Here is a 12762-nt window from a genome sequence, read left to right as displayed (position 1 = left end):
GGCCACTTTTTTCGGCAAGGGGAGAATGAAGCGCGTCGATACCGCATCCTATTGTCCCGTATGGAAGCGCTATTTCACAACCCCAGCGGCCTGGCCTCCTGTATGAACTCAATCAGAAGGCGAAGCCCGGTCGGCAGTTGCCGGCGGCTTGAATAATAGATATAAAAACCTTCCAGTGCTTTTCCAGTGATCTCTTAATGGTGTTATGAGTTTTTTTCACAGATGGGCGTAATCGTCAGTGGGTTTTACATACAAACTGCGTGGCCAACGGTGAATCCTCAAGACTGAGGAGGGATACCTCCTGAGACACGGCAACATTCTTATTTAACATAATATACATTATGCGCACCAACGTAATGCCAGTCAAAATCTGCCTTCCTACGGTCGTGATTCCCTGGGCATTGATAGTTTGTGAAATCCCAACTTCTACGTTTATCCAATGTTAAAAGACGTTTGATATACTCCTGGCTTTGACCACCGCTGCTGTAGACTTATGGAAATCGAACTCAATAAAAGCTTCAAAGAAAGGATTTTCCACGCTGTCATTTTTGAAGTGACGGCCAACGTTATCATCGCGCTGTCTCTTGCGTGGCTGATGAACGTTTCGGTACTCCAGTCGGGTTCGTTGTCGGTGATATCTGCACTTACCGCAACGGTCTGGAATTTTGTCTTCAATAAGCTCTTTGACGCCCTGCAGAAAAAACATCAGTTCCAACGAACGTTTCTCGTTCGCGCCATCCATGCAGTTGGGTTTGAAACGGGCCTTATCATCTCCTTAATCCCTGTGGCCATGTTCATGCTGAATTTGACGATCGCGGAGGCATTTTTTGTTGAGATTGGCCTTGTACTGTTTTTCCTGCCATACACGATGCTTTTTAACTGGCTCTATGATTATCTGCGTTGGACATTCGTAGGGAGTAAACGGTCTGCTTTGTAGCGAGTATTGATATCGGTCACATTCACAACCCCTTGATCGTATTGGACTCCACTCTCTTTCTATACTTCTCATTTCACCATCACTTTTGAGGAGTCCATAATGTTTGATCATGTAAAATTCGGCGTCAGCGATTATGAGAAAAGTAAAACCTTCTTCCTCATGTCGCTTCAACCGCTCGGTGTCGAACTCGTTGATGAAGGTTCTCCTGACTATGGCGTCGAAATGAGTTCCGGCGATGTTTCTCTTTGCCTTTTTCAGTCGAATGATAAACCCGCTCCGCTTCATCTGGCCTTTGTGGCCACGACACGCCAGCAGGTTGATGACTTTTACCATGCAGCGCTGCGCGCAGGCGGACGCGACAATGGCGCACCGGGATTGCGCTCCTACGGTAAAAATTACTATGCCGCATTTGTCATTGCGCCTGATGGTCATAATATCGAAGCGGTATGCCATGCCCCCGAAGAAAGATAACTTAATTTCACTCGCTTGCGAGTACCCGCGCCAGCCAGTTTTCTGGCTGGCTCACGCTCAGGCCAACACGACCGATACCCCTTTTTCCGATACCGCATTGACCCAGCCGCGGTCGGTATCGCCTTCGACGACAATCGTATTCGCCAGCGCCACATCGCCAATAACAAATGATGACGCCGTATTTATTTTTTCCGGCGACGCCAGGACAACCGTCTCGGCGGCTCTGCCGGAAAATGCACGTTTGATGCACGCCTCTTCGAAATCTCCGGTCGTCAGCCCTGCTTCCGGATGGATACCGGTCACGCCCATAAAGAATAGATCCGCATGAATGTTTTCGATACCTTCGATGGCCGCCGCGCCGACGGCGACAATCGAGTGTTTATACAAACGGCCGCCGATCAGAATCACCTCGATGGAAGGATGATTAACAAGCCCCAGGGCAATGCTCGGACTGTGCGTCACCACGGTAATACGCAGGTCACGCGGTAAAAAAGCGATCAATTCTGAAGTGGTCGTTCCACCGTCAACGATCACCACCTGGCCCGAAGAAATCAGCTGCGCCCCCTTCTGCGCCACCTTTCTTTTGGCATCCATTTTAACGGACTGTCGTTCCGCGAAAGGCACAGTAGCGGAAGACGACGGCAGCGCGCCGCCGTGAACCCGCTGTAAACGCCCTTCTGCCGCCAGCTCGCGCAAATCGCGTCGGATGGTGTCTTCAGAGACGTCGAAGAGAACGCTAAGTGCTTTTGACTGGACCTGTCCTTCGGCGCCGAGTTTTTCAAGGATCAACTGTTTTCGCTGACTGGTGAGCATGATGTATTCCTGATGTTGCATGTTTAATCTTGAAAATGCACGATAATGCTGATATTGATAGTTACTCTACGTAAGGAGGACGAAACGTGCAATCAAAACGTGCAGATGTGCGCATCATTGACAGTGAAACCCTGTCCGATAACTGGTACTTACTTAAAAAATATACCTTTGACCTGCAAAGACGCGATGGCGAATGGCAGCGGCAAACGCGTGAAGTTTATGACCGGGGGAACGGCGCCACGATCCTGCTCTACAACCGTGACCAAAAAACGGTGATTCTGACCCGCCAGTTCCGCTTCCCGGTCTTTATTAATGGCCATGAGGACAATCTGATTGAGGCGGCGGCCGGCCTGCTTGATAACATGGATCCGGAAAGCCGCATTAAAGCAGAGGCGGAAGAAGAGACCGGGTTTAACGTGTCGAGCGTGCAGAAAATCTTTGAAGCCTACATGAGCCCAGGCTCCGTCACGGAGAAACTCTATTTCTATCTTGCCGAGTATCAGCCGAAGGACAAAACCAGCGCAGGCGGCGGTATCAAAGCGGAGGGAGAAGATATCGACGTGCTGGAAATGCCCTTTGAAGAGGCCTTGCGGGGAATTGATACGGGCAAAATCGTCGACGGAAAAACCATCATGCTGCTCTACCATATTGCACTGAAAGGCATTCTGTAACCTGCCGCTCGCCCGACGCCTGTCCCGGTGCAGGTGTCGGCCTGTGCTATCCTTGCTGAAACACGCAAAACGGAGATCTAAAGATGGCCGACTGGAACCCTTCGCTTTATCTGCAATACGGCGCTGAACGAACGCGCCCTGCCGCCGAGCTGCTTGCCAGAATTCCCCTGAGTGACGTTGCCACCATCGCCGATTTGGGCTGCGGGCCGGGAAACAGCACCGCGCTGTTGCAGCATCGCTGGCCAAAAGCGCAGATTGTCGGCGTCGATAACTCACCGGCTATGCTGGAAGAGGCGCGCAGCGCACTGCCCGACTGTCAGTTCGTTGAGGCCGATATCCGCCAGTTCAGGCCAGGCCAGCCGTTGAACCTCATCTATGCGAACGCATCCCTACAGTGGATACCTGACCATTACGATCTCCTGCCGCATCTGGCGTCACTGCTCACGCTCAATGGCGTGCTGGCGATCCAGATGCCGGACAACTGGCTTGAACCCACGCATGTGGCGATGCGTGAAGTGGCGCTGGAGCAAGGCTACCCGGACCGTGGCCGCGAGCCGCTGCCTGGCGTGCATGCCTATTACGATATTTTATCGGAGGCCGGCTGCGATGTGGATATCTGGCGGACAACCTATTTCCATAAAATGAGTTCGCACCAGGCCATTATTGACTGGGTCAGCGCGACCGGTTTGCGCCCGTGGCTCCAGGAACTGAACGAGAGCGAGCAGCAACGTTTCCTGAAACGCTACCATGAACTGCTGGAAGAGCAGTATCCGCTCCAGGAAAACGGGCAGATACTGCTGGCTTTTCCTCGACTGTTTATGGTTGCCCAGCGTCAGCCCTGAACGGCGCTATGAACGGGCCTCTTTGAGCAGCTGCTGGATAACCTTTTCCTGCTGCTCATAATTCCCTTCGCCAAACGAGGTATAGCGTAGCTGACCTTTAGCATCGAAATAGTAGTGCGCGGGCCAGTACTGGTTGCCGAAAGCGTTCCAGATCTGATAGTTGTTGTCCGTCACAACCCGGTACGGCAGCTGCCATTTATTTACCGCGTTTTTCACCGAGGCGATCGGTTTCTCCCATGGGTATTCAGGCGTGTGTACCCCTATGACGACCAGGCCCTGAGACTGGTATTTTGTTGCCCAGTCGCGCACGTACGGAAGCGTATGCTGGCAGTTAATGCAGTCCCAGGTCCAGAAATCGATCAGAACCACCTTCCCGCGCAGTGATTCAGACGTGACAGGGTCACCATTTACCCACCCTGTTCCACCGCTTAATGAAGGCAGCTGGCTGCTGGGCTCGGTCATGACGACCGGTTGAAGCTTCGCTGGTTGCGCGGCGGGCTTTGCCAGATTCAGCAGCGCGGTTTCAAGACGATCCGCGACGCCGTTTGCGCCTTGCAGAAAAGACGTCATCCCCGTTGCGTTAAAGACAACGGCCGCTAACATCACCACGCCTGCCCCCTGACGTATTTTTTCCATCAGCGCCGATCTTGCTCTCAGCGGCGCCATCAGCGTGCGGCCTCCGAAAACGAGCAGGCCCAGCATCAGCGCGCAGCCGCTACCATAGGCGGCCAGCAAGGCTCCTGTGGCAATGGCCGAGTGTCCGGCAATATTGATGCTGAAAATGGCGCCCAGAATCGGTCCCGCGCAGGGAGACCAGAGCAGCCCGACGGCAAGCCCGGCCAGAAAAGCCGATGCCATACCACGCGTTTGCCCGCTTCGGGCGTTGAGGACATTTCCCGCGCTGACTGCCGGCCCGGCGATACGCTGGGCAAAGGCCGGAAAAAGTAAGGCCAGCGCGGCCGTGGCCAGGACGATAAGCGCGATCCAGCGCCCGACGATAGTTGCCTCTGCTATCCACTCGCTGGCGACGGTGACGACCATCGCCACCAGGGTGAACATGACGATCATCCCCGCGAGCAGCGCCAGAATATGTCGCCGCTGCCCCTGAAAACCGGCGAACAGGAGAGGAATTACCGGGAGCGTACATGGACTGAGCAGGCTTATCATCCCGCCCAGGAAAGCAATTATCAGAAACATAGATACCTCACAATACAAGTCCTGCGACGCTGCAGTGAGGCTATTTCATCGTGCGGATGTGTTCAGGATATGTGTAAAAGCGTGGGTTTTTGTCTGGCTCTGTATCGGCCACGCGGGGAGATACAGAACCGTACAATTAAAGGCGCGGGAGAGTAATCGAAACGTCCAGCCCGCCCTCTGCGCGGTTCGCCAGCTTTAGCTTTCCGTCCAGCTGAGCGGTGAGCTGCGCTGCGATCGCCAGGCCGAGCCCTGTCCCGCCGGTGTCGCGGTTGCGTGATGTTTCTACCCGATAAAACGGCTGTAATACCGCCTCCAGCTCGGCATCCGGTATCCCCGGCCCGCCGTCTATGATGTGAATCACCACCTCTCCGGCAACCGAGTCATCAATGCTAATGGTGGCATAGTCGCCAAATTTCAGGGCGTTATCCAGCAGGTTGGTCATCACCCGGCGCAGCGCCTGTGGACGCGTGACGATGGGCAAACGGTTTTCGCCTGCCTGAAACTGCACGTTTTTACCGATGTCCTGATAATCGCAGGCGATGCTGTTTATCCAGGCGTTAAGCTCCAGCTTCAGCGAGGTCTCTTCCAGTGATTCTGATGACCGGGCATACGCAATACCCTCCCGCACCAGACGCGACATGTTATCAAGGTCGTTTAAGAGCTTGTCGCGCAGGTCAGGCTGATCCGCCATTTCAACACGAAGCTTCATGCGGGTAATGGGGGTCTGGAGATCGTGCGATATGGATGCCAGGATCTGCGCCCGCTCCCTGAGATAGGACTGAATGCGCGCCTGCATCGCGTTGAAGGCATGTGCTGCCCGCTGCACCTCGACTGGCCCCTTTTCCGTCATTGGCATGTTGGCGGCCGGGTCCAGGGAGTCTACCGCGCGGGTAAACTGTGAAAAAGGCCGTATCACCTGGCGTACGGCGATCCAGGAGCAGGCAGCCAGCACGAGCAGCTGCAGAATAAGAACAACGGGCAGCCAGCTGGCGACCGGCGGCATCCGTGGGATCAGGTCAATGGTCAGCGGCGCGCCATCATGTAGCGTGAGATGCGCCTGGATATGTGAAATGGCGCCGGGAACGGCGGTGAAGCTGAGCGGGTACTGTTCCGCAAGCGTCGCTTTTAAGGTTTGGATGGCGTCCCGGGAACGCTTATCCGTCGGCGCGTTCCCGGGCTCTCCCGGCCCCAGAATATAGCGATAGTTACCCCGTTCAAGGCGCGGCAACCAGGCCGCGCGCTCGCTGGCGGGTAAGCGGTCTAAAATAGCCACGCTGGTCGCGACATCGTATTCCAGATTACCGAGCATCACCGTTCGGGCGCTGTGCATTCGCTCTATCATGACCAGCGTCAGGCTCAGGGCATTGGCGAGCAACAGGCCGGGCAGCACGACGATCAGCAAGCGGGCCAGCAGCGAGCGAGGCCAGAGCGTCATTCGTTAGCCTCTTTGATGGTGACCGGCATGGTAAACACATAGCCCTCGCTGCGCACGGTTTTGATATACGCGGGCGTGCGGGCATCTTCATTCAGACGCTGGCGAACCCGGCTAACCAGGAGGTCGATTGAGCGTTCAAACAGCTCGGCGTCACGCCCCTGCGTCAGGTTGAGCAGCTGATCGCGGGTCAGCACCCGCTGCGGGTGGTCAAGGAAAACGCGCAGCAGGCGATACTCCGCCCCGCTGAGCGCCACAATCACCCCTTCCGGGTCGATCAGGTGGCGGGCAACGGTATCGAGCTGCCATTCGCCGAACGTCACCAGCCGCCCTGCTTCCGTCACCTGTAAATTGGGCGGCATCGTGCGAAAACGGCGTAAAATCGCTTTGATACGCGCCAGCAATTCTCGCGCGACGAAAGGCTTTACGACGTAATCGTCGGCTCCCATTTCCAGACCCAGGATCCTGTCCGTCTCCTCGTTGCGCGCCGTCAGCATCAGGATGGGCAGATCTTTATATTTCCCGACGCGTAATTGCCGGCACAGCGTAAGCCCGTCGTCGCCGGGCATCATAACGTCCAGCACCACCAGGTCGATATGCTGCTTGTCCAGCACGACGCGCATCTCTTTGCCGTTTGCCGCGCCAGAGGCGCGATAACCGGACTTAACGAGATAGTCGATAATCAGTTCTCGAATATCCCTGTCGTCATCGACGACAAGGATATGATCAATATGCTCCACCGAAATCTCCAGACCGAAGGGTAACGTACTGAAAATAGCACATTTCAGAGTTTGTCAGCGTCAACAACTGCCTTGACGAAATCCTGCGGATCTTCCTGAGGCGGATTGTGCCCCACGGTTGCGCCGAAGGTACGGTGTTCATACTTACCGGTGAATTTACCCGCGTAGGCCTGCGGTGCCGGATGCGGCGCCCCGTTGTTTCCGCCTTCGATGGTGATCGTCGGAACGGTGATATTCGGCAGCGTGGCCAGTTTTTGCTCGTAGGCGTCGTATTTGCGCTCGCCTTTTTCCAGCCCTAAGCGCCAGCGATAGTTGCTGAGCGTTACCGCAACGTGATCCGGGTTATCAAGGGATTTGGCGCTGGCGTTAAAGACAGCGTCGCTAAATTTCCAGTCAGGTGAGGCCTGAGACCAGATCAAACGAGCGAAGTCATGCGTGTTTTTGGCATAGCCTTCAGCGCCGCGCTCGGTGGCGAAATAGAACTGATACCACCACTGCTGCTCCGCTTTTGGCGGCAACGGCTGTTTGCCAATCTGCTGGCTGCTGATGAGATAACCGCTTACCGAAACGAGCGACTTAACGCGCTCTGGCCACAGCGCCGCAACGATATCGGCCGTACGGGCACCCCAGTCATAGCCTGCAAACACCGCCTGCTTGATATTCAGGGTGTCCATCAGATTTACGATATCTTTCGCCATCGCGGAAGGCTGGCCGTTGCGCGGCGTTTTTGCCGACAGGAAGCGCGTAGTGCCGTAGCCGCGCAGAGAAGGCACAATCACGCGGTAGCCTTTTGCCGCCAGCGCAGGCGCGACTTCAGCGTAGCTGTGAATATCGTAGGGCCAGCCGTGTAACAGAATGACCGGTTGGCCGTCTTTAGGACCAATGTCGACATACCCGACGTTAAGATCGCCGGCGTTAATTTGCTGTGGACGATCGAAAGCCGCCGCGAAGTTAGTGCCGGTGACTTCGGCCTGACATGACATGACGGTGCCAAGGGAAACGGTGAGAGCAAGCGTTGAATAAGCGAGTTTGCTGAACATGTTGGTATCTCCGGTTGAGTACAATTCACGGGGATATAACAACAGTTCAATGTATAGCGGATATGTGCGGAAACGCGTTTATTGCAAGCCTGTGTATGTATCTGGAACACGGATACAGTGTGATACAAACACAGGCATTTTTGCCTTAAAGGGAGAGACGATAGCGGACGTAATCGTCAGCGTCACCGTATCGATCGTAGAGTTTACGTGCCGGATTGTTCTCCCGGGTAACCCAGTAGAGCTTTGACCACCCTTCGCGCTTGCCTTCCGCTATCAAGGCATCAATAAGCGCCTTACCCGCTCCCGCGCCGCGCTCGGCTGCATCAACAAACAGATCTTCCAGGTAGCAGATGGGCGCGGTTGACCAGGTTCCTTCGTGCAGAACACACATTGCGAAACCGATGACCTTTGCGTCTTTCTCTACCACGCGGCAGAACATCGGTGAATGCGTTGAGAGCGCCCTTTCCCATGTCGATGCGGTAACGGACTCTTCGAGGTAGCAATCATAAAAATGGGTATAGCCATCCCACAGCGGTCGCCACTGGGGATAGTCGTCTTCGCGTAGAGGTCTTACCGTGACAGCCATGCGTTCCTCACATTACAAGTCGATTACCATTTCAAAACAGCGTAAATCAGCCCCCGCCATACGCGAGTGATGATAGTTTTCGCGCAGCGTCACAACAATATTTCGCCATGAAAGAGACGTTGCCCATTTTTGGTAGTGAATAACCACAGCACGCCTCACCAGAATGTGATAGAGATGAAAATACCAGAATGCAAACAAAAACATAACGCTTAAATAAGGAGATCCGCAGATGACAATAGCGACCCTCACGACAGAACGTCTCCTGCTGAAACCGCTGGTCGCCGAAGATGCGGTTCAGATTCAAAAGCTGTATCCGCGCTGGGAGATCGTTCGCTATTTGGTCTCTTCCGTGCCCTGGCCCTACCCGGATAATGGCGCGGAAAACTATGTGAATAACGTCGCGCTGCCGGATATGGCAAAAGGGATAGCCTGGATCTGGAGCATTCGCCGTCGTGAGGTGCCGGATGCGTTGATGGGGATTATCTGTCTGTACGATGTTGACGATAATAACCGCGGATTCTGGCTGGCGCCGGAGTTTCAGGGACAGGGATATATGCGTGAGGCCAGCATTGCCGCGACGGATTACTGGTTTAATACGCTCAACAAACCCGTTTTGCGGGCGCCGAAGGCCGCCGCGAACAGCCGCTCCCGTCGTATTTCAGACAGCAGCGGCATGCGGCTCATCAGAACGGAAAAGAAAGCCTACGTCAGCGGGATATTGGACTCCGAACTGTGGGAGATCACCCGCGACGAGTGGAACGCCCATCAGGTCAGCTGATAGTATTTATCCGGCATCAGCCTTTCCGGAATGTTCTCTTCATCGTTCATCTGCAGCAGATCGCGTTCCATCATGTTGCAGATGGCGTCCAGCGGAAGGTCGTTATCTTCTGTGCCAAACGGGTCTTCCAGCTCTTCCGCCAGGGTGTCCAGCGAGATAAAGGTGTATGAGATCAGCGCCGAGACAAACGGCGTCATGTAGTGCAGATCCACAACCAGCGCGAACGGCAGCATGATGCAGAACAGATACACCGTGCGGTGCAAAATCAGCGTATAGGCAAACGGCACTGGCGTTGTCGCAATCCGTTCACAACCGGAAAGGACGATGGACATATCGTTGAGGCGGTTGTTCAGGCTGTGGAACAGGATGTCCGAAAGCTGGCCGTTACGCCGCCGCACGGCCAGCCACTCCCCCATGACCAGCAAAATACGGTTCGCCGGCGAGTTGGCGCCCATTACCTGAGCTAGAACGTCCGGGGAAAGATAGCGAGAGAGCTGGTCAGCGTTCATTTCCCGGCGCAGGGTCATACGCAGGCAGTTGGCAAAGGCGATCTGCAGGCGGACAAATTCCCCCAGGTACTTATCGTCCGGCAAGGTGTTTTTTACCTCGCGAAACAGCGAGCGTGCCGCTATCATCAGTTGCCCCCACAGCTGGCGAGCCTCAACGTAGCGTGAATAGCAGGCGTTGTTTCTGAAACCAAGAAAGATTGCGATCGCCACGCCGAGAATGCTAAATGGCGCCACGGTAAATCTGATGCCCAGCGAGGTATACCACGGCAGCATCAGGATGACGGCGATAGAAAGCAGGAAGTTGAGCAGCAGTCGGGTATAGATTTTGGGGAGTACCGAACCGTGCCAGACGAAAATCAGTTGTAGCCAGTGCTGTTTAGGACGAACAATCATAGTGAGTTTCAGGCAAGAAAAGAGCGTGGCTATTAAACGTGATCCCCATCACGGTTGCAAGCATGTTAACGGAACATTGCATTCTCTCACCTGAAGAATGAAAACCGCACGGTGCTGCATTTGATTTTAAAAACAGGGTAAATAGTATGTTGTAACTAAAACAGTGCCTGTTTAAACCCGGCCGAAGCCGGGTCACGTAATTAGCAAAGCGGCTTCACCGCTGCGCGCATGCCCTTCAGCAGAATGGCATCCAGATCCCGCGTCACCTGATCAACCAGACCGTCCACCTTCGTCAGGTCCTGCTCCCAGTGCGCTTCTACGCTCAGCACGGCGTGCACCAGTTCGCGGGTAGCGAGCTGATTATCGCGATGCTGCGCCCATAGCTGTTGATAACGTTCCAGCCAGAACGCATCATCCTGCACCGGATAGTTCTCTCCGTTACGCTCCGCGCGATAAAATGCGATCAGTGCCGCTAACGCAAACGTCAGACGCGCTGGCAGTTGACCTGAGGCCTTCTGCCCTGCCAGCAGCTGCGGAAGAATACGCGTGCGATACTTGGTCATGCCGTTGAGCGCGATGGAAAGCAGCTGGTGTCTGATGTAGGGATTTCGAAAACGCCCTGTTACCGCGCTGGCGAACGACTCCAGTTCGCTGCGGGGCAAATCGAGAACCGGAATAATCTCCTCATAAATTGCTTTTTCGACGAAAGCGCACACGTCTTCATCATTCATCGCCTCGCCAACCGTATCCAGCCCGGCCTGATAGGCCACCGGTACCAGCGCCGTGTGCGCACCGTTAAGAATGGCGACTTTACGCTCTTTATAGGGCTTGATGTCGTCGACAATCAGCACGTTTAACGGGTACTTATCCAGGCGCAGTTCACCAGCCAGCGAGGCTGGCCCCTGAATTACAAACAGGTAAAAGTGTTCAGCCGTGTCCAGGAACCCATCCTGATAACCCAGCCCGGCCTCAAGCGTGCCCACTTCATCCCGCGGGTAACCGGTCACGATACGGTCAACCAGCGTTGAGCAGAAGTGGTTTGCCTCGTTCAGCCACTGGATAAAGGCGGCAGGCAGCGCCCACTCCTGGGCATAGCGCAACACAAGTTCACGCAATGCGTCACCGTTGTAGTCAATCAGTTCACACGGAATGATTACCCACCCCTTGTCAGGCGCGCCGTTAAAGTGGCTAAAGCGCTCCAACAGCAGGCGCGTTAGCTTCGCCGGGTAGCTGACGGCAGGCGCATCGTCGAACTTATCCCCCGCGTGATAGCTGATTCCGGCTTCGGTGGTGTTCGAGAAAACAAAGCGCATATCCGGACTGTGTGCCAGTTTCAGAAAGGCGTCGTAATCGTCGTAGACGCTGATTTCACGGTTAACAGAGCGGATAAGTCGGGCTTCGCTCACCTCTTCGCCCTGCTCATTCAGGCCACGAATGATGGTGGTGTACAACCCATCCTGCGTGTTCAGCGACGGCGGGAAGTCGCTTTGAATAGGACGAACGATAACCACACCGGCGTTGAGATCGGTATGTTCATTCAAAAGGTCAATTTGCCAGTCGACAAACGCACGCAGGAAATTGCCTTCGCCAAACTGAATAATGCGTTCGGGGTACTGCGCACCGGGAAAATCACGACGGTTGAGCGTGTTCACAAGAGGGTTCCTTTTATGATTAGTCATACAGCCTGATAAGATTGGTACGATAACTTATCAAAACTTTACGACCAGAAACCCTGTTTCGATCAATCCCCGGCGTGGTTGTGAAAAAATTATAAGAATTTATAGAACACCGACGTGGCCGTCATAGCGCCGTCCGGCATCAGGGCGTAGCGCGGGATCTCACCGACCTTTTGCCAGCCGGCACGCTGGTAGAAGGTTTCGGCGCCGCTGCCGGTGGAGGTATCGAGCACCAGAACCGAAATGTTTCTGGCCCGGGCCTCAGCTTCCAGCGCTTCCATCAGCGCCATTGCGGCCCCTTTTCGACGCGCTTTTTCATGAACCAGCAGCTTTGCCACGTCCGCACGGTGCGGCTGGTTTTCCGGCTGGTCGGTAATCAGTTGCACCGTGCCGATGACGCCCTCCTGCGGATCAATACTGGCCAGCACCACGCGCTCGTTGCGCCCTACGCTGTCAGCTATGCCGAGCCAGAATGAACGGGCCTTCTCCAGGTTAAAGGGCAGCATAAAGCTGACGGATGCGCCGCCGTTTACGCAGTTTTCGAGGATCCCGGCCAGCGCATCAAGATGAGTGAGAATGTCGTCGCGGGTGAGGTTTTTGATGTGCAGTGAGGTATTCATTTTTTTGTCCTTACGTTGAATACCCTCACTTTGCATTTAACATTTCATTAACGCAAA

At 54.8% G+C, this 12762-nt stretch carries 14 protein-coding genes and 1 pseudogene; 5 read left to right on the top strand and 10 right to left on the bottom strand.

The genetic code is table 11. From position 1 onward, the window contains the following. Nucleotides 1–74 precede the first annotated feature (74 nt). Nucleotides 75–173, bottom strand: a pseudogene (locus IB212_RS11250) (LysR family transcriptional regulator); the annotation flags it as partial. A gap of 320 nt (nucleotides 174–493) precedes the next feature. Here IB212_RS11250 and IB212_RS11245 point away from each other — a divergent pair. Together IB212_RS11245 and IB212_RS11240 are read left to right on the top strand one after the other, a co-directional pair. Continuing rightward, nucleotides 494–937, top strand: a complete 444-nt coding sequence (locus IB212_RS11245) for a PACE efflux transporter (RefSeq protein ID WP_041909963.1) — start codon at nucleotides 494–496, stop codon at nucleotides 935–937. 99 nt (nucleotides 938–1036) lie between these two features. Continuing rightward, complete coding sequence (locus IB212_RS11240; RefSeq protein WP_028013164.1) at nucleotides 1037–1408, top strand: VOC family protein; 372 nt, start codon at nucleotides 1037–1039, stop codon at nucleotides 1406–1408. A 57-nt stretch (nucleotides 1409–1465) separates the two neighbouring features. On the opposite strand, the gene IB212_RS11235 is transcribed toward IB212_RS11240, so the two are convergent. Then, nucleotides 1466–2221: a DeoR/GlpR family DNA-binding transcription regulator gene (locus IB212_RS11235; protein ID WP_041909965.1), complete on the bottom strand. Its 756-nt coding sequence runs from the start codon at nucleotides 2219–2221 to the stop codon at nucleotides 1466–1468. A gap of 86 nt (nucleotides 2222–2307) precedes the next feature. Here IB212_RS11235 and IB212_RS11230 point away from each other — a divergent pair, with 86 nt between their 5' ends. Next, nucleotides 2308–2892: an NUDIX domain-containing protein gene (locus IB212_RS11230; RefSeq protein WP_028013162.1), complete on the top strand. Its 585-nt coding sequence runs from the start codon at nucleotides 2308–2310 to the stop codon at nucleotides 2890–2892. Between the two features lie 83 nt (nucleotides 2893–2975). Further along, a complete protein-coding gene (gene tam, locus IB212_RS11225; RefSeq protein WP_041909967.1) occupies nucleotides 2976–3734 on the top strand; it encodes a trans-aconitate 2-methyltransferase in 759 nt (252 codons plus the stop codon). Nucleotides 3735–3740: 6 nt separating this feature from the next. Here tam and IB212_RS11220 read toward each other — a convergent pair whose 3' ends face one another. From IB212_RS11220 to IB212_RS11200, 5 genes are all read right to left on the bottom strand, one after another. Further along, complete coding sequence (locus IB212_RS11220) at nucleotides 3741–4931, bottom strand: cytochrome c biogenesis protein/redoxin (RefSeq protein WP_041909969.1); 1191 nt, start codon at nucleotides 4929–4931, stop codon at nucleotides 3741–3743. A 136-nt stretch (nucleotides 4932–5067) separates the two neighbouring features. Continuing rightward, nucleotides 5068–6366, bottom strand: coding sequence for an ATP-binding protein (locus IB212_RS11215; RefSeq protein ID WP_041909971.1), 1299 nt, complete (start codon nucleotides 6364–6366; stop codon nucleotides 5068–5070). Further along, entirely contained in the window at nucleotides 6363–7103 is a 741-nt protein-coding gene (locus IB212_RS11210) for a response regulator (RefSeq protein WP_028013158.1), read from the bottom strand. Before IB212_RS11210 ends, IB212_RS11215 begins: the two co-directional genes overlap by 4 nt. Nucleotides 7104–7147: 44 nt before the next feature. Next, on the bottom strand, nucleotides 7148–8143 hold the full coding sequence (locus IB212_RS11205; RefSeq protein WP_041909973.1) for an alpha/beta fold hydrolase: 996 nt from the start codon (nucleotides 8141–8143) through the stop codon (nucleotides 7148–7150). Between the two features lie 145 nt (nucleotides 8144–8288). Next, complete coding sequence (locus IB212_RS11200; protein WP_041909975.1) at nucleotides 8289–8729, bottom strand: GNAT family N-acetyltransferase; 441 nt, start codon at nucleotides 8727–8729, stop codon at nucleotides 8289–8291. 229 nt (nucleotides 8730–8958) lie between these two features. On the opposite strand from IB212_RS11200, the gene IB212_RS11195 reads away from it, so the two are divergent. After that, nucleotides 8959–9507 (top strand): GNAT family N-acetyltransferase, encoded by a 549-nt coding sequence (locus IB212_RS11195; RefSeq protein ID WP_041909977.1) that lies wholly within the window; start codon nucleotides 8959–8961, stop codon nucleotides 9505–9507. Here the strand turns inward: IB212_RS11195 and IB212_RS11190 are convergent. The 3 genes from IB212_RS11190 to IB212_RS11180 all read right to left on the bottom strand — a co-directional run bounded on the left by IB212_RS11190 (nucleotide 9495) and on the right by IB212_RS11180 (nucleotide 12705). Further along, nucleotides 9495–10409 carry a bestrophin family protein gene (locus tag IB212_RS11190; protein ID WP_041909978.1) on the bottom strand — a complete coding sequence of 305 codons (915 nt, stop codon included), beginning with the start codon at nucleotides 10407–10409 and terminating at the stop codon, nucleotides 9495–9497. The genes IB212_RS11195 and IB212_RS11190 overlap by 13 nt on opposite strands. Nucleotides 10410–10609: 200 nt before the next feature. After that, nucleotides 10610–12061 (bottom strand): tagaturonate reductase, encoded by a 1452-nt coding sequence (locus IB212_RS11185; protein ID WP_041909979.1) that lies wholly within the window; start codon nucleotides 12059–12061, stop codon nucleotides 10610–10612. Between the two features lie 116 nt (nucleotides 12062–12177). Next, nucleotides 12178–12705 carry a GNAT family N-acetyltransferase gene (locus tag IB212_RS11180; RefSeq protein ID WP_045630591.1) on the bottom strand — a complete coding sequence of 176 codons (528 nt, stop codon included), beginning with the start codon at nucleotides 12703–12705 and terminating at the stop codon, nucleotides 12178–12180. Nucleotides 12706–12762: the final 57 nt, after the last annotated feature.

It is taken from the genome of Enterobacter sp. E12, from assembly GCF_014596715.2.
GTDB classification, from domain to species: Bacteria; Pseudomonadota; Gammaproteobacteria; order Enterobacterales; family Enterobacteriaceae; genus Enterobacter; species Enterobacter bugandensis.
Note: the sequence above shows the minus strand (reverse complement) of the source record. Positions and strands in the feature narration are given on the sequence as shown.